Source organism: Maritalea sp., assembly GCF_051251695.1.
GTDB lineage: Bacteria > Pseudomonadota > Alphaproteobacteria > Rhizobiales > Devosiaceae > Maritalea.
The window spans coordinates 1-15,503 of record NZ_JBPOEU010000020.1 but is presented as its reverse complement, the minus strand read 5'-3'; the positions used below and the strand labels follow the sequence as shown (position 1 = coordinate 15,503).

Sequence of the window (15,503 nt, the reverse complement as noted above, 5' to 3'; positions counted from 1 at the left end):
CATTGCACCAAAATTCGCGTTGGTGCTCGTGGTTCAGTTTTCTGCGTGTAGTCAGCATGAATTAGGTGTTCGATAGGTAACCAACACGAATGTCACCAAAAAGAGCGCCTAATCACCCGCGAACTATCCCACATGCCACCCAATAAGAGTAACCACAGGTGATGGTGAAGATGGAGACATTGATTGGATTGGCTAAATTCAAACGATGGCGAGTCTGAAAGTGTGATGATTAGTCAGCGTGTCAATCCAACGTGCAAGTCAATGCCAAGATTTTGAGCATGTGGTCACACGGGCATTCTCAAATAAATATGCAAACAATTCGACTTGGTGTGCGATAGTTGAACGAATAAACACTCTGCTACAGTGACTTTTTGAACTTTTCCTTGAATGCTGCAACTTCGTGGATGAATACGCTCAAGTCATCAATCCAGTTATTGCTGCAGAAGGGGCCGAAGATGAACATGTCTTGACCGCGCTCATTTATAAACTGTTTTTTGGAAACTGAGCAGAATTCTATAAAGGCCGCACGTGTCATGCCCTTTTTGCTCCCACCAACTTTGCCAGAATGAGCAATATACAACTGTCCTCGATCGTCCTTAAGAAATGCGCCTGATGGACCTTTCCCTTGGCCGCTGTGCGGAGGGTTGATTTCTAACGTAATCGAATGTTGGGACACTTCAGCAGGGTTGGAGATTCCAAAACAAATCCAGTGGCGACACTCGTTTGGTTTCTTGGGAGGTGAACGTAAGGGAAGGCACCACACGTTGGCGTTTTGGAACCAGTATACGTTTTTGATGACGTGACCACCAGGCCAACCAACATGGGTGTCTGGGTGAAGTCTCCCCTGACGAACGACAGCCTGCCTGAATTCTTCAAAGGCCTGTTCAGTCTCTTGATAATCTGAAATCAAATACATTTTTCAACAGAAACTGGAAATTCTAAAGTCTCTCACTATTAGTTAATTGCGGCGTAAACGCAAGTTGGTGGTCTAGTGGAAGAAAATGCCATGTGGCAATTGGCACAGGGGGAGGGACGTTTTTTTAAGACGGACACCGTTATTCGCGTTCAAGCGCTCAAATGCATTTCTGAGGTTTTGAGCGCTCAGCTTCCAGTGGCCACAGGTGGGGTATATGAGTAAATGCTACTCACGTGCGCACACACGCGTATACATACCTTAAAATAGTATACTATGACATTATATAATAGTATCAATGAGTTAACCCCTCTAGTAGATTTTACCCATATGATCAGCGAAATTGAAAATTTATTCGATAAACCAATGAGTTAAATGCCCTAGTAGGCTCGCAGTTTGCGTGACACTCACTAGACGGGTTAAGTGTTTGAATATTCAACACAAATTCTTCATATCCTGATCATGGTACAAATTGCAACAACGCCAAGAACGTCAAGGACGCCATGTATTGTTGTGGCGATGTTGAATAATAAGTGCGCCAACGCTAACAATGACGATGTTGACGATCTTGGCGCACTTAATCCCCATCTGTGGTTATTTTTCCTCAGGCAAGCTTTGATACCAACCGTCCTTAGTCTTTTTCGCTTTAATGCCAAGACTTCGTCGCGCTCGTTCCAGCGTTTTTGGTGAAATATCGCGCGCTGCAGCTTCCTTCTCGACGGCTGATGACCGTTCAGGGCCATTTTTGAGGAAAACACGAAGGAATTGTACAGCTTCGTCCAGCGCTGACATTTGAGTGCCACTGTTTGGATCGATCAAGTCATCAATTGTGATGTCTGAAGGACCAAGCCAATTAAGCTGCGCCATTTCGCCTTCTTCTTCAGCGTACAGCTCGTATGTTTGCGTTTTACCCCTAGGTGCAATGTTATGCTTGATGTGGACAACCAACTTCGTGTCGCAATCGTTGGGATGTTCACACACAAGAAAAGCTGAACGTGCGGCTCCAATTACATCCATTGATCCACCACCACGGTAAATTGCCTTGTCATGCTTTGCCTTCGTTAAATGACGAACAATCAACACTGCTGTTTCACCAGCCTCAGCTATATCCTTCAAAAACGATAGTAGCTGGCGAATGACGTTAGGCTTGTACATGTCTTGACCACTTGGGACGTAAGCAAACAGTGGGTCCAGGATGAGCAATTCTGGTGGTTTACGTCTAACTTCGCGCATAAGGGCTTTGAGGCCCTTTTCATCAAGCGACAGAAAGTCGCCCTGCACGCGGATTTGCTCTGCGTCACCGCCCATTGCATCAATGCGAGGGCGTATCGTGTATGCTGCGTCATCTTCAGCACTCAAGTAAAGCACTCGCCCCTTGTCGACCTTTTGACCATCTGGGAGTTCGCCACCAATCGAGATTTGTGCTGCCAAATGCATTGCTAAGAACGATTTGCCAATGCCGGGGTCACCTTCCATGATTGTGATCATGCTGAACGGTATGAATGGCTCCCACAACCATTCAACTTCTTTGGCTTCAATGCTATCAAGATCAACAAATAGTTCTTTTTTCTTGCTACTCATGATTTTGACTCCAGCTTCGAGATCACACGGCCAATTTCATCGTTGAGCTTGCTCAGATTTTTGCCATGTTTGTCGATGAAATACGGGCTATCCCAAATCACGCATGCGATTTCATCATTTGACGCGCCAGCTTCATAAAGCCCAGCGATCATGTGAAACACTTGAGCTGAACGATTGCGCTCTTTGACGGTGCGATTGCCAATCAAGTAGCGAACCTTTGCGTGCAAATTGGCACGGTAGCGCTTTAGGACGTTTCTTGGGTTGTGTTTTTCAGGATCAACGTCAACAATTATTGCTCCGTTGGGTAAATCATATATTGGCGACTGGAGAGGCAAAGGTCGCGACTCAATTTCGGTCCAATCGCACGATATTGTTCGAACAAACGGCTCATCATATTGGGGCTTATGGTTGATAGAACCTATCAAACGCAACATTTTGGTTGCTGACCAACCATTTTTGTCGCCACCATGATGGTATGCCAAAGCTTTTGAATATTGCTCGGCCTCGCCAACTGCCAACGTTTGATCCAATGACCACAAACCTTGAGTGCGATCTGGGGACGTTTCCCAAACAAGTGACGGCAATGGATCGAATTCTTCAGGATCACCGTCATCAATATCGCACCAACTAAATCGTGTGGGTAATGCGAATTGTCTTTTGCGCCATGGCTTAGAAAATGGATTGGGACAGAAATACTGATCATAATCGTAACGCGAATGTTTGGTGAGGAGTTTTGTGACCTCATTGAGCGCACCACCTGCTTCGACAGCGTGTTCGACCCATTTTCCGGTTGTTACTTCTTTAAACGCAAGGAAGGTGTAAACGGGATCGCTAATGTCTTCGCAAAAGTCCCAGACATCTTGCAAGAAGCCATATTGGCTACGAAGAACATGTTCGTCATCTTCATAATCCTGAAAAATGCGGGCCGTGTTTTGGGGATGCTTTGTGGATTTGTGTTGCTTATTATTTGTCATATCGATTTCTTTCGTTATGGCCAACCACGGAGCAGAGCTTCGCCATGCACGCAAATGCGTGTGTTTGTGATTGGCCTAATTGTTAGAAGGTTGAGGCTAATGCGGCCCCGTGCTAAAAATCAGCGTAGTGAGTGCGTGAGCGCTCTTCGGCACGATCTGCTAGCCAAGCATCAAGCTCAGATTTGAGCCATGCTACGCTCGTGCCAGCCATGCGAATGCGTCTTGGAAAACGTCCATTCTGCTCCCAACGGAGCAAAGTGCTGTTGCTGACTTTGATGCCAAACCCTTTCAGGTCTGATCTGTTTGCAAGGGCCTGTTGGCCGCTTTGTAATTTCATTTGTCTTTCCTTTATTCAGTTAGATTTGAATGAAGGAGCGCTCCTGTATTCTAAGTGTTAACAGCCATAGGATGTCGTAAGTTGATGGAGATTACGAGCAAAGCCTGAAGCTAACTCAGCTTGAATTTAGCTAGCCCTTAGACACCTGTAATCTAACAGCTTTCACGATTAAGTTGATTTGTTCTTTGTGCTTCAAGACTTCGCCACATGCTATGTGAAGTGCCAAATCAACTGTCGCTGTACCGCGTTTTGTAAAATCGTCGCCAAGATTGTAATCAAACATTTTGTAGAGTGCCAAAACGACTTCGTACTGGATTTGCTGCTTGTTCGTTATGCGGTGATATAGCTGCTGATCCAATTCAACATATACATCGTCAGCTTGATCAAGAAGCTTTTCCAAGGCAGGAACTAGGTGCTCACTATCGATCAATTTGTCTAATTCAGGTGTCATGGCCGTACGCATCTCATGTGCGTCCACTGTAAGTGCTTTAAGCAAGGTCTGAGCAGGATTGATGGTATTGTTTTTGAACCACTGGATTTGCTTTGACAGATCCTTAGTAGAAGGGGCGCCATTTAGTTTGGATGGGACTGATCTGGCGATAGGTCTGTATGTCGAGCATAACTCATCCAGATCGGACTGGAGTTGGTTGTCCACTTCAATGTGCAGCGCACCTTCTAGCTCGCCAATTGCTTTTTTGCGGAAGGTATTGCACTGGTCATCGTCTCGATTTTGTTCGCCCATAATTCTAATGCTTCAAGTTTTTCATCTAAGTATAGGTGACGGTTATACACCGCTGCGACGCCAGAGACGATACCCGATTTGTGATTTAGAATGGCTTCAATGATATGAGGCGCAACACGCAACTCTGCCATGCCTGTGGCCATTGTGCGTCGTAGATCGTGAAAGCGCCAATCAGGTGCATCTAGGCCAACATGTTCGTCAAGGCGGCGTTTTAGACGACCAAAGCCAGAAATGGGTGAGGTGCCAGTTGTGGTGAATACAAAATCACTGTTCATAAAACGTGGGATCGAGTTCAGAATGTCTAACGCAAGTTTAGGTAAAGGCACGAAATGGGCAGTGCCGTTTTTTGCACGGGACGAGGGTAGGGTCCACAATCCCTTGTCGAGGTCTAACTCAGACCAACGCATGCCAGCCACTTCGCCTCGACGTTGACCTAATAGCGTTAGGATGTGGACAAATTGGGTGAAAGGATAACCTTCTTCAATTGCACCATTCCAGCAACCACATACCTCATCATCATTCAGTACACGTTCGCGCGGCACTTCCTTCGTGGGTGGTTTCATACTGGCGATAGGTGAAACATCGATATAGCCACGATCAACAGCCCAGTTCATCAGCTTCTTGATAGCAGCCAATGCGCGATTGGCACGGGTAGGTGTGCCACTAGCAACAATACGATCCAACACCTCGTGCACATCACGACGATTGATCTGATCGATTGGGTGTGAATTCAAAACACTGAACTTGCACAGAACTGACTGGGTGCCTTTCCAATCCTTATTGCGTGGCTTGGCATACAGTTCAATGAACTGCTCAATCACTTCCTGAAGCGTTGGCACAGAGCGCTCAAGCGAGCCAGTACCGTCCTTATCGAACTCACTGAGGGATATGTCGCGCAATACGCCTTGGGCCTTCTGACGTGCTTCTGCGAGCGACATCATAGGATATTCACCCAGCTTAATGCGACGTGATCGACCATCAATGCGCTTATTGAGGTAAAACACCTTCTTACCAACGCAAGACACTCTGACCATGAACCCGGATATGTGACTATCGCGTACTTCATACCGTTTGCTTTCAGCAGTCGGTAGCGCATCAATTGATTTTGTGGTTAGCTTCATTCTCATGCCAACCAAATTAAGACCAAAACATCCGCGTGTCAGGGTATGGTTTGGGGCGAGTTGGTTGGTTTGACGTTAGCTACTTGCCGGTTGAATATGAGTTAGTTGCGGCTATGCGAGGCACCACGCTTGCCCCTCGTGCGCAGATTAAGTCCATGAAAGTGATTGCAAATATGTTGCTGTTCAATTGTCAGTCATCTGCGGTACCTCAACAGGGAGTTTTTGTTTGTCGGCATTTCTGCCAAATACGAAAACCGCCACCAGACCTATTACTCCGCCAGAGCCTATTAGTCCGCCACTAATTTCAGCTCCGGAGATCGCGGTATATGAACCAGCAGCAAGAGCAAACAGGCCAATTAGCAGTCCGAACATTTGCCCACGCTTCAAAACATTTTCGAAAATCCTTAGACGCGCTATATCATATTCACGAGCGGCAATGCCCGCTTTTCTAGCATGATCAGCTTCGTGTTCAATTATGTCCATTTGCCACTTAAGAAATCCAGGGTAAATGGACTCATATTCCCTAGCAATGTCAGGGGGCGGGAGAAAATTTATGTTTCTTACTTCGCTAGACATTTTTGCTGCCCTCCAGCGTATTCAAAAAACTAATGCTTGCATTCCGTATTTCCGGTGATGAAGAGAAGACAAGCAGTTCTACAAGTCTGATAAAATTTTCAAGTTGATTTGTTTGAAAGCATGAAAGTGCTTCTAGGGACGCTAGTACAACCATCGAACTGTCATCGGTAAGGAGGTCTTCAACTACTCCGCGAGATTTTTCGAGATCTAGATATCCGTACATCGCGATAAAGTCGGCGACCCTTTTTCGAACATATTCACTTTCGTCCGTTTTCATTTCGAGTGCGCGATCGAACATCTGCAAATTTTCGATTTCAGCCTCAATCATAGCGTAAAGCGCATATGATCTAAATCGATGGTCAAGGTCATAGGTCATTTTTAGAAGTGGATCTTTAGCTGCCTCGCCCATTTGACCTAGCATTCGTAAGAGTTGTGATCTCACTTTTTCGTCTGGATGATCAAGCAATACTAAAATTTGCTTTATTTTCTCATCGTCAGGGTTCGTGAAACATCTAAGAATACTGTCTCTTACCGATATATCGTGGTCTTTCAGCATTATTGATATAGTGCCAGCACCTACAGCGCCAAGTTTTGAAAACTCACGAGCAGAGCTAAGACGTTTCGACACGTCAAATGATAACGTGTCGCTGTAGAGTGTTTCTGATTTCTTATTCCCAACATCGTAGATTAGACCTGAGTGTGCCAAACGTTGCTCCAAGGTTAAAATTCTCTCTTGGAGGTCGGACTTGTAGCTAGATTTTCTATCCAGAAAATATACATCATAAGGAAAAACAGACAGAGTAGAGCCAATACCACTAACAAATGCTCGGCAATTTGCAATTGACAAATTTCTAATAACTTTTTCTATCAATTCTATCAATTCTATCAAAATGTGTGCTGTCCGAGATTTGATTGCCAGATTTGTGGTTAGTTTAGGCCAATCGGGTTCAATAATGCAACTGCGATAGATCGCGGTAGTTTCTCCTTCCTTGGCGCGCTCTTGGTTGGGTTGCGCTGGGCGTCAGATGAAAAAGGAATTGGTGTATATTTTGAAGAAAATCAGAAACGATTATTTTAGCATCGACCTCATGGAAACCAATGGCGAGGCATGGACAGATTATAGGAAGCACTAAGTGGAGTAGATCCATAAATGTCTTTTACGGATGAATAATCTTGTGTATTCGCCTTCGTTAGTCATTTTTCAGGTTTATTCGTAGAATGTTGTCCTCGTAGTTGAATGGAGACCAACTCGTTACGAGCAACTTTCGTGTGAACCAAGGCGAAATGGTAAAATCTGTAGGCGACGAGACAAGCTCAGTGTTGCTAGTTGTTACCCTCATAAGGAACACTGTATGCGAACAGTGCGTAGATTCATTTACTTTACAATCTGCGGGTACCCACCACCTTGTAAATGTCTCAGCGCTCGATGTGATTGGCCCCCATTCAAGAATGCCATTATCGACAATCTCACCATGGAAACGGCTACGAAAACCTAACGATTTCACCACCGAGTTTTCATAGTAGTGATGCAATGTTTCAAAAGGAAAACCCTGTGCGGAAAGCAAGGAAACCCAATCAGACGATTGATTTGGCCCAAAATTCACAACTTTTCTTATCGTAGGAATGCCTTTTGGACTTCTCCAATCACCTCTAAGAATAACCTGTGCGACTTCCCTTTCAGAATCTGTGCCACAGTCTAACTCTGTGGCTGTACAATCTAGATAGTTGAATGCTTGTGCGAAGATAAACCCTAAACGTTGATCGGGACGTTTGCGACTGTCGGCTAATGACTGTTTGCAAGCTACGTCATCTTCGACAGTATTGACGTAGAAGCGCAGTCTTGGTGTAAATGAGTTTACATTGAGATTGCCGCCCGAGGCATAGTAGACTTTTTTATCGTCTGTTGAATGAACTCCAATAGCCCCAAATGGGGTGCTGCAGAAAAACTCATTTTTGTCGTTAAAAGTTGATATGCCCTCACCAGAATTGACTTGGTTTGCAGCTGCAGGAAGGGAAAATGCAAAACCTGCGAGCAACACCGAAATTGCAAGTGTTTTAATCACGGCCATCACTCCAAGTTGTGGCAAACAGTAACAATACGGTCCAGAGGATCAAAATGGTTGGAAGCACTTTGTCCGGTGACCACGCCGGATTAAAGCGATAAATCGCTATGTTTCCAGCCCATATCAAAAAAGTAATTGGTGACGAAACTAATTGAATTTTGGATCTCACGCCTGCAAACCTCTGCAACAACAATGGCGACAAGCAGGCGAGAACAAATGCTGATAACAACGAGAGATAAATATTCACTGAATTATTGTCGGTCCCCAATAGTGTATTGATAGCCAAAAAAGCCGCTGTAACTTCAGTAGGGATTAGCCGAAACAGCTTGTCGAGATAGCTTTCGATCGAGTTGTCACTGTTGGCTTCTGAAATATCTCTTGACATTTAGTTTTCCTCAATAGGACTATTTTCTGAAATAGCTCGTTGTTTGCCGCCGATAGACCGACACAATTCACTAGAAGTTTTTTCGTCATTTGCGACAAGTTAAAACTGAACGTCAGCAATCCTTGTCATGCGGGTTTGTTTATTGATTTATTTACTTATTGCCCCAATGCCCAATCCTTCAAAAAGTATCGTGCTCCGTGAACACGGCCCTTTCCAGCGGCTATGCATCCCTTTCTGCTCAATACATCTTCATAGAATTTGGAATTGCTACCTGAAGCGATTGCTTCTGCGATAACATGCAACCTAAGCTTTTCGTTGTTTTTTGCATTTGGGTTGGCGGAAAAAGCATCAGCCATAAGCTTGGCTTTTTTTTTGTCAATGCCACCGTTTTGAACGGCGGTGTCGAAAAACAATGCGGCGTCTGATTCAGTCTGTCGTCCATATTTTTCAAGATCCTTTTGAGCTCTTGCCCAATAGACATTGTGTGCTACTTCATCCTGTATTACGCGAACTTCAGATTGGTTCCCCAGCTCGTCAAAAGCATCTTCCCAATCTGTGTGGATCATATACTTCTGTGGTAGTTTGGAGAGCGAGTTACCCCACTTCTTTTTGTCGACTGCTTTTGCATCAATGATATCTAACAGTTCACTGGATTTCGAAGCGCCAATTGTAAATTCTAGTAGCCCCGGATGACGTTGTTCGACCGTTCTTATTACTTTGCCAAAATTTCCGTGTTTCAGTGTGAAGCCCACTACTCCCCATGTTAAATATGCATTATCCCAATTGCCACGAGCAATTGTATAACCGTGGCCCTCAAACGCGGCTGTTATCGCTAGACAACGTCTGAACAAGGATGGAACTTGCTTTTGTGTTGTAGCGGTCCATGTGAGTTCGTCTACCATCCCTGTAGGTTCAAGACCGTTGGTTGTTTGCCAAAATTTGAGGGCGCTTTCCGTTTGGTTGCCAAAAACACCGTCAATACTAATTGGCAGAGACACAATTGCAGCAATTGCGCGCTGTAGCTCAATTACATGGCCCCCTCTGACGTTTCGATAACCTGCTCGTCGTCGAATTAAAATGCGCATATGTTTTCCCCCGCAATGTGTCTAATCGGATGATACCAATTGTGGAAATAGGTTAACTCCAGTTAGATTAAGGATCGCCCAGCCAACTACTTTGAACGTCGTATCAAGAACTTTTTGAGCAAGAGCGAAAGTCATGTATTTAGTGAAGTGAAGCGTCGAAGAGAATGCCAGTTCCTGCATATGCATAATGCGGTCCGCTTGATCGGGCTTAATACTGCCGCTTGCCAGAGATGACTGCGTTTGAATCACCGCTTGGGATAGCGATCTAACATACCCGGTCACTAAATTTGAATTGGTCTCCCACCACTTTTTGCCAAGTGCAGAAAGCTCGCTGGTGAGTACATTAACCAGTTCATTTATGTTGTTAGGTTTGAAATTTTTCAGATCGACCATTGTGTCCTCCGCTAGAGTATCATTTGGTTGCCCGGATTGCGTGCAATGCAATGTCGCAGCCGACTTGCACAGTCTGTGTTGTTCCTGAGTTTGGCACAATGCCATCCAGTTTGTGTTCTTTTGCTAATAGTTTGATTAGCGAAATGCAGTTCTCAATTATCGTGTTGAGAGAAGCTTGCGCTCCCGAAGTCTGACTTGCTGTTTCGGCATTTGTATGGGCTAATTTGGCAACTGTGAACTTACCGATTATGCTGGAATAGCCATCAATCTGGTCATTGTAGGAACTGGTTTCCTTAAACGCACCGAGTTCTGCTTTTGAAAGCAAAACAGCGAGTTCTTCATATCCAGATGTTGATTTAGAGTCTGCCTCTTGGAGATACCTCGGCGCAAAGGCTGAGCAACCGTACAAAGTCAAAGGCAACAAAATAAAAATTAGAGTGCGTGCAAACATTATAAACCACAGCAAAAAATTTAAGCAAAAACAAAGTCAGTTTAACCAAAAGTTAATGGAGTGTTGCATGTCTTCTGTATTTTGGCAATCTTTGCCTAAGGCTGCATTCGACAAGCCGTTTGCGACTGCTGGGTCTAAATTGGGATGCGTAAGCGCTGATCTTGAATGAAGTGGATTGTCGAGGTTTGAAATTGAATGAGCTGCTATTCCTAAATAGCTTCAATCGGTTGATGCAGCGAATTGAGTAGGTGAGGGGCTATCTGCTCCACATCCTAGCCCGCATCATAATCCGCGTGTCGGGGGTTCAAGTCCCTCTCCCGCTACCAAAATTTCTTATAAATTGCAGGTTGTTAGGTGCGAGAAGGTCTTTGCGTATTTGTGGCGGCGCGCGATCTTCTGGAAACTTTTGCACTGCCTTCTGGAAACCAAAACAAAGTTTCTAACGCTTAATTGTGGCCGTTAGGCCTCCACGTGTACTCTTTGCTTTGGAATGCCAGAGAGCAGTTGGAATTGCAGCGCTTCTTTAATTGAGATTTTGGCAGCGACCTGAGGAATGTGGTCAAAGCCCCTTATTGCTCTGATTTGTGATAGTGGTATGGGATCTATTGGCGTGACATCTTTGAGTTTAATCGCGTAGCCTTTTGAACTCCCAGAAAAATACTCAAAGAACTTTTCATGGGATACAGCAGCGTCGCCGCTGTATTTGCTCCATAGGGTTGAGGGTAAATCACAGTCAATATCAGAGACCCTAGCAGTGGCTATAAGCGCACCTACGGGTAGCGTGGAATAGATCCATAATTTTGAACCAACCGGCATGGATAAGAAGCGACGGCGCAGCTCTACTGTCTTACGGCCCTCCGCAATGCTACTTGCGTATATTGATTGGATTGAAATAAGTGCGTTCTCATTCATCTTTTACAACCATCCCAATTCAAGTATCTTTTGCGTGTTCTTTGGTGTGACTACTGTGGCGCTTTGTAGATTGGAATTCCCAGTTGCCTGTATTTTCTTGAGCTCTGAATACAAAACTGGTCGTGGAAACCGTAACAATGAACTAAACGAAAAGAGCGTGACGTCGCTTCCGGCGGCAAATTGATCGACGCTTTCAACGACTGTATGTCTCATTTCAGCAGCCCCCACCTCGTCTTTCTTTGAATGCAAAACATCGTCAACTCGGGCGATTGCAACAATCGCCTGCCTGCCATTATTTCTACCCGACTCATAAAAGAACACTATTTGATTGGCTCTAAAAGAATTCTTACTTCGTCCGCTGCATACATAAGTCTTTTTTGCCAAATAAGCTCCGCCAAACTGCTCTAACATGTTTTGTTGATTTGAGGTGCCCAGAAGCTCGTCGGCAAAAGAGCGTTTGATCGGTTGTATTATTGTTGGTCGGTTTTTTGCCAAAATGAGTGCTGGGGACATTGTTTTTTCAAGCTCTTCGAACTCATCTGGTCGTTGATCGAACATTATGTTCAATTCTTCAAAACTCCCAGGGATTTCCAATATTCCATTTTGTCCTGTCAGCAGGCGGACAGCGCTTGATATCTTCTCATGATTTGCTGAAAAGAGTGGTGTTCCTAATGTGAGTTTTTTGAGGGTATCGTGTTCCGACACAACGAAGCCAAATCGCTGTGCACATTTGTAAGCGACTATTTGGCCCTGTGCAGCCGCAATCGAGAGTAAGTTTGGTCCCGACTGCGCGAAATGGTCGATGGTTTGGTTCATCAACACTTCTGCTGCCATTTCGGCTAGCGGATGTCGGTGATCGACGGCCAGTATCATTTGGTGGGCATCGCCAAGTGCTTGAGGTCGCCTAACTTTCATAACACCGATTGTTTCGTCGTTCTCTCCAGAGACCTTTAAAAGGTAAGGATTTATATGTGCCAAAGGCACATGGTGGCTTTCGTCCGCATAGTCATGCTGGATGTTCATCGCTTTGAAAAATTGCTGTGCTCGTTCCCATGTTTCATTTGAGATGCGGAAATCCTTACCCACAGTTGACGTGCTGCCCATATCAAGCGGCATCTCGGAAAGTGCATCATTGAGCTCGTCGAGGGCAGCAACCTCGAGGCCCCATTTTTCTCGAATGAGCGGTCGATTGTTTAGCAGAACACCATCACTTGTTATGAACGCAAACGCGTTGCCCATAATACACTCTGCAAGATGAATACTGTCACTTAAGGCCTGATCCGACCCTGCTTGTGACGGTTTGTGTTTACGAAAAATTTCATTATGTATTTCTTCCGACAACTGTGAAGTGGTCTCGCCATCCGGAAGATTGATTGTTGGCAATTGTTTCGCCAATTCGAGTATGGGGTCAATTTCCTTTTCAGTTGAAAACCGGCCCAATTCTCTTAGGAACTCCGATGTTACGGCCATCCTAATGCGACCACTGAGCGCTGCGGAGAAAATTTTCGATGCCAACGCATGCTTTGTTCTCCGTGCTTTTGATATTTCCATCAATACGTTGATATCCAAAATCCACAGACGGAATGCAGCCGGAGCAGTGTCAATAATTCGAATTTTTCTGGGCTTATCCAATGATGTGAGTAGGTCGCGATTGTTGAGTAGTCTTTCACGAATTACGATTTCGCGGTTCCGTGACCGTCCGCCCCCCACAGTTCGCACAACTGCGAAACCATTGTTCTCGTAGAATGACTGGGCGGCCGCGATATCTTTCGCTGGTTTTGCAGAGACAGCACGGAAGTTCTGTAATTCAAGTTTGCTGATTGTTGCATTGAGAAGCACTTGAGCGATGCCTTGGCGCAAATGATTTGGGGAGATGGCGACCACTTGGATGCGACTGTTGGGAAAAACACCGCTGAAAATTAGGAAACCAACCGCAACTTCATCGTCACCGATGACCTTTGTTGCGCAAACCAGACGATCTCTCAAAATTGCTTCTTTTATGCTCGAAGCGGGCCAAAAACCGATTTCGTTCTTGTATTTGTCAGCTATTTGAATGATGTCGTCTTGAAATGTAAGCAAGGCACTACGTTGGTCGATAATTCTCATCTGTCGGGATCCGGCGATTTTAGATTAAAAAATGGTTTCAAATTGCATTTCAGAGACTAAACTATTTTTCCCAATACCAAAACTCTGCAATTTTGCGATTGAACCCCAAAGCTGATCCATCAATTGTTAGCGCAATTGATGGATCGGCCATCCGTCATTTGGAACAAAAACGCCTTCAAAACTGTTCAGCAATGAAGGCGTGTTTCAGTAGTTGATTGAGGCTTCGCGCTACACCAAAAATGAAGGTGAACGCGCATCTGAAAATTGGTTGCCAACAAACTTTTCGTGTTTCAAAGCGCGATTGATAAATGCCAAAGCGGCGCGCCAGCGGTTGGAAATGCTTTTCAACGATTGGGTGAAGCCGTCCAGTTTTGCCTGTGTCCGATGATCGGGCATAAATAGTGTTGTGAAGCCACGGCCAATGGCATCGGCGATTGCCACAATCGGTGAGATGAGAAAGGCAATAGCTGAGGAAATCAGGCTTCCAACGATGAATAGAATGCGTGATAGTTTCATTTCTTTTCCTTTAGGTTCTGCGCAAAGTTCAGTTCAAAATTGCTCTTAGTGACACACCCTGACCCAACCAATATTGAACAAGGCCGGTGGGTGTTGGTGACTTCACTTTTAGGCCATTTAGACGGTCAGCGCGCCGGAACAGTTCCGCCGCATATTCGGAGCAAATGAACTCGTCATTTTGCACCGTAAAGCCAAGGCCAGCACCTACGGCTTCAAGATATGAATAGCGCTTGCCAAGGTGCGAAAATGCAAAGCATTCCAAATCAATTGACCAATTGATATTGGTGGGCAACCAGTCAAATGATCCGGTGTTGGAAAGGGCGCGCAATTGAACGCCAACGCCTTCTTTAGCTTCCAGAACAAACAGGCGTTTGCGAAACCACCAAGCGACGCCAACATGGGTGTGTGCGCCGCCTGTTGTGTGGCGAATGAGCCAAGACCAAAACCCGTTTCCACGCCATGCGAGAAGGTCGCCGGTTTGGATTTTTGAACGGGCTTCGGCATAGTTCATGACTAGGGTCCGATATTGTTTCGAGTTGTAAGATCAGAACATTGCTGCAAGTGCTGTGACTTCAGCTGGACAAGCTGGCCAATTGGCGTCGTCTGTGATGTTCGCGTTCTCGTCATCAGCAAGAGTTGCGATGTTGGCGCGCATGGCTGCAACCCATTCAATGGCCATTTCTGTGCCCGACAGAATGACCTTTTCCGCATCGGTACGGTTGGGAGCAGTTTTGCCTGAAATCACGGCCGATGCGGTCGCCATATTCATTTGGCTTTCCGCGTTTGCAATTGCATAAATGCGGCGACATTCTTGCTTAATGTGGCCAACGCGCAGTTTGCCCACAGCTTCATCAATAACCGCTTGAGGCACACCTAGTCCCTTTAATTCTGCGGGCGACATCATTGTGTAGGTCGCGCCGCCATGTTCAATTTGGGCGATCTTTTCCATCGTGAAATCCTTAAATGTCAGTGAGGTTAGAAAGTAGCCACGGGATAGTGACCACACTGGTGCCAGCCGTGTTGGTGACGCCGGTGAATGTTCGACCCAAATGCGATTGGTCCGTCATAGTGTTTGAGACCCAATAAAGTGTCATGGGTGTACCCTCAAATCCTAGAAGCGAACAGAAGGGGCTAGCAGGAATGTCAATGTCGCAATAGCCTGTCCGTGTTCAGGGTATTTGAGACAACTGGCTGTCTGATTTAAGAGATGGTCTGGCTCATCTTTATTGTTAATATTATGCGGCTGCTTTGCGGTAATGCAAGCGCCGTTGTGTGATGGTCTTTTGTTTGATCCTTTCTCGTTTGTTTAAGATGGACTGTGCTCTGCCGAAGTAAACGTCGGCTGGTG

The 15,503-nt window shown here is 45.4% G+C and carries 19 protein-coding genes and 2 pseudogenes; all 21 read right to left on the bottom strand.

Features of this window, described 5'->3' with window-relative positions:
- Positions 1–358: 358 nt before the first annotated feature.
- The 21 genes and pseudogenes from ACSHWX_RS12750 to ACSHWX_RS12650 all read right to left on the bottom strand — a co-directional run bounded on the left by ACSHWX_RS12750 (position 359) and on the right by ACSHWX_RS12650 (position 15,249).
- Entirely contained in the window at positions 359–916 is a 558-nt protein-coding gene (locus tag ACSHWX_RS12750; protein ID WP_435668603.1) for a hypothetical protein, read from the bottom strand.
- Positions 917–1,507: 591 nt separating this feature from the next.
- Positions 1,508–2,494 (bottom strand): AAA family ATPase, encoded by a 987-nt coding sequence (locus tag ACSHWX_RS12745; RefSeq protein WP_435668602.1) that lies wholly within the window; start codon positions 2,492–2,494, stop codon positions 1,508–1,510.
- Complete coding sequence (locus tag ACSHWX_RS12740; RefSeq protein WP_435668601.1) at positions 2,491–3,468, bottom strand: hypothetical protein; 978 nt, start codon at positions 3,466–3,468, stop codon at positions 2,491–2,493. Before ACSHWX_RS12740 ends, ACSHWX_RS12745 begins: the two co-directional genes overlap by 4 nt.
- Before the next feature lie 112 nt (positions 3,469–3,580).
- Entirely contained in the window at positions 3,581–3,805 is a 225-nt protein-coding gene (locus ACSHWX_RS12735) for a helix-turn-helix transcriptional regulator (protein ID WP_435668600.1), read from the bottom strand.
- A 130-nt stretch (positions 3,806–3,935) separates the two neighbouring features.
- Positions 3,936–4,547: a hypothetical protein gene (locus ACSHWX_RS12730; protein WP_435668599.1), complete on the bottom strand. Its 612-nt coding sequence runs from the start codon at positions 4,545–4,547 to the stop codon at positions 3,936–3,938.
- Positions 4,481–5,668, bottom strand: coding sequence for a tyrosine-type recombinase/integrase (locus ACSHWX_RS12725; protein WP_435668598.1), 1,188 nt, complete (start codon positions 5,666–5,668; stop codon positions 4,481–4,483). Before ACSHWX_RS12725 ends, ACSHWX_RS12730 begins: the two co-directional genes overlap by 67 nt.
- A 183-nt stretch (positions 5,669–5,851) precedes the next feature.
- Positions 5,852–6,244: a hypothetical protein gene (locus tag ACSHWX_RS12720; RefSeq protein ID WP_435668597.1), complete on the bottom strand. Its 393-nt coding sequence runs from the start codon at positions 6,242–6,244 to the stop codon at positions 5,852–5,854.
- Positions 6,237–7,133, bottom strand: coding sequence for a HEAT repeat domain-containing protein (locus ACSHWX_RS12715; RefSeq protein ID WP_435668596.1), 897 nt, complete (start codon positions 7,131–7,133; stop codon positions 6,237–6,239). The genes ACSHWX_RS12720 and ACSHWX_RS12715 overlap by 8 nt, the downstream gene beginning before the upstream one ends.
- 301 nt (positions 7,134–7,434) lie before the next feature.
- Positions 7,435–8,307, bottom strand: a complete 873-nt coding sequence (locus ACSHWX_RS12710) for a hypothetical protein (RefSeq protein ID WP_435668595.1) — start codon at positions 8,305–8,307, stop codon at positions 7,435–7,437.
- A complete protein-coding gene (locus tag ACSHWX_RS12705) occupies positions 8,300–8,692 on the bottom strand; it encodes a hypothetical protein (protein ID WP_435668594.1) in 393 nt (130 codons plus the stop codon). The genes ACSHWX_RS12710 and ACSHWX_RS12705 overlap by 8 nt, the downstream gene beginning before the upstream one ends.
- A 155-nt stretch (positions 8,693–8,847) precedes the next feature.
- A complete protein-coding gene (locus tag ACSHWX_RS12700) occupies positions 8,848–9,444 on the bottom strand; it encodes a hypothetical protein (protein WP_435668656.1) in 597 nt (198 codons plus the stop codon).
- A 135-nt stretch (positions 9,445–9,579) separates the two neighbouring features.
- Positions 9,580–9,777, bottom strand: a pseudogene (locus tag ACSHWX_RS12695) (peptidoglycan-binding domain-containing protein); the annotation flags it as partial.
- Between the two features lie 21 nt (positions 9,778–9,798).
- Complete coding sequence (locus ACSHWX_RS12690) at positions 9,799–10,170, bottom strand: hypothetical protein (protein WP_435668593.1); 372 nt, start codon at positions 10,168–10,170, stop codon at positions 9,799–9,801.
- A 19-nt stretch (positions 10,171–10,189) separates the two neighbouring features.
- Entirely contained in the window at positions 10,190–10,621 is a 432-nt protein-coding gene (locus tag ACSHWX_RS12685; protein WP_435668592.1) for a hypothetical protein, read from the bottom strand.
- Positions 10,622–11,080: 459 nt separating this feature from the next.
- Positions 11,081–11,533 carry an ASCH domain-containing protein gene (locus ACSHWX_RS12680; protein ID WP_435668591.1) on the bottom strand — a complete coding sequence of 151 codons (453 nt, stop codon included), beginning with the start codon at positions 11,531–11,533 and terminating at the stop codon, positions 11,081–11,083.
- A gap of 3 nt (positions 11,534–11,536) precedes the next feature.
- The gene (locus ACSHWX_RS12675) at positions 11,537–12,916 is read right to left on the bottom strand and encodes a hypothetical protein (RefSeq protein ID WP_435668655.1); all 1,380 of its coding nucleotides are present in this window, start codon (positions 12,914–12,916) and stop codon (positions 11,537–11,539) included.
- Between the two features lie 351 nt (positions 12,917–13,267).
- Positions 13,268–13,639: pseudogene (locus tag ACSHWX_RS12670) on the bottom strand (GNAT family N-acetyltransferase); the annotation flags it as partial.
- Between the two features lie 228 nt (positions 13,640–13,867).
- Positions 13,868–14,155 (bottom strand): hypothetical protein, encoded by a 288-nt coding sequence (locus ACSHWX_RS12665; protein WP_435668590.1) that lies wholly within the window; start codon positions 14,153–14,155, stop codon positions 13,868–13,870.
- Between the two features lie 28 nt (positions 14,156–14,183).
- Complete coding sequence (locus ACSHWX_RS12660; protein ID WP_435668589.1) at positions 14,184–14,666, bottom strand: hypothetical protein; 483 nt, start codon at positions 14,664–14,666, stop codon at positions 14,184–14,186.
- A gap of 33 nt (positions 14,667–14,699) precedes the next feature.
- Positions 14,700–15,104, bottom strand: a complete 405-nt coding sequence (locus ACSHWX_RS12655) for a hypothetical protein (RefSeq protein WP_435668588.1) — start codon at positions 15,102–15,104, stop codon at positions 14,700–14,702.
- 10 nt (positions 15,105–15,114) lie between these two features.
- Positions 15,115–15,249 (bottom strand): hypothetical protein, encoded by a 135-nt coding sequence (locus ACSHWX_RS12650; RefSeq protein ID WP_435668587.1) that lies wholly within the window; start codon positions 15,247–15,249, stop codon positions 15,115–15,117.
- Positions 15,250–15,503: the final 254 nt, after the last annotated feature.

What these genes read in the sequence shown, in the direction of transcription:
- ACSHWX_RS12750 (WP_435668603.1), bottom strand. Translation starts at nt 916, where the DNA reads ATGTATTTGATTTCAGATTATCAAGAGACTGAACAGGCCTTTGAAGAA.
- ACSHWX_RS12735 (WP_435668600.1), bottom strand. Translation starts at nt 3,805, where the DNA reads ATGAAATTACAAAGCGGCCAACAGGCCCTTGCAAACAGATCAGACCTG.
- ACSHWX_RS12650 (WP_435668587.1), bottom strand. Translation starts at nt 15,249, where the DNA reads ATGACACTTTATTGGGTCTCAAACACTATGACGGACCAATCGCATTTG.
- ACSHWX_RS12720 (WP_435668597.1), bottom strand. Translation starts at nt 6,244, where the DNA reads ATGTCTAGCGAAGTAAGAAACATAAATTTTCTCCCGCCCCCTGACATT.
- ACSHWX_RS12690 (WP_435668593.1), bottom strand. Translation starts at nt 10,170, where the DNA reads ATGGTCGATCTGAAAAATTTCAAACCTAACAACATAAATGAACTGGTT.
- ACSHWX_RS12745 (WP_435668602.1), bottom strand. Translation starts at nt 2,494, where the DNA reads ATGAGTAGCAAGAAAAAAGAACTATTTGTTGATCTTGATAGCATTGAA.
- ACSHWX_RS12655 (WP_435668588.1), bottom strand. Translation starts at nt 15,104, where the DNA reads ATGGAAAAGATCGCCCAAATTGAACATGGCGGCGCGACCTACACAATG.
- ACSHWX_RS12680 (WP_435668591.1), bottom strand. Translation starts at nt 11,533, where the DNA reads ATGAATGAGAACGCACTTATTTCAATCCAATCAATATACGCAAGTAGC.
- ACSHWX_RS12730 (WP_435668599.1), bottom strand. Translation starts at nt 4,547, where the DNA reads ATGGGCGAACAAAATCGAGACGATGACCAGTGCAATACCTTCCGCAAA.
- ACSHWX_RS12685 (WP_435668592.1), bottom strand. Translation starts at nt 10,621, where the DNA reads ATGTTTGCACGCACTCTAATTTTTATTTTGTTGCCTTTGACTTTGTAC.
- ACSHWX_RS12705 (WP_435668594.1), bottom strand. Translation starts at nt 8,692, where the DNA reads ATGTCAAGAGATATTTCAGAAGCCAACAGTGACAACTCGATCGAAAGC.
- ACSHWX_RS12740 (WP_435668601.1), bottom strand. Translation starts at nt 3,468, where the DNA reads ATGACAAATAATAAGCAACACAAATCCACAAAGCATCCCCAAAACACG.
- ACSHWX_RS12660 (WP_435668589.1), bottom strand. Translation starts at nt 14,666, where the DNA reads ATGAACTATGCCGAAGCCCGTTCAAAAATCCAAACCGGCGACCTTCTC.
- ACSHWX_RS12665 (WP_435668590.1), bottom strand. Translation starts at nt 14,155, where the DNA reads ATGAAACTATCACGCATTCTATTCATCGTTGGAAGCCTGATTTCCTCA.
- ACSHWX_RS12725 (WP_435668598.1), bottom strand. Translation starts at nt 5,668, where the DNA reads ATGAAGCTAACCACAAAATCAATTGATGCGCTACCGACTGCTGAAAGC.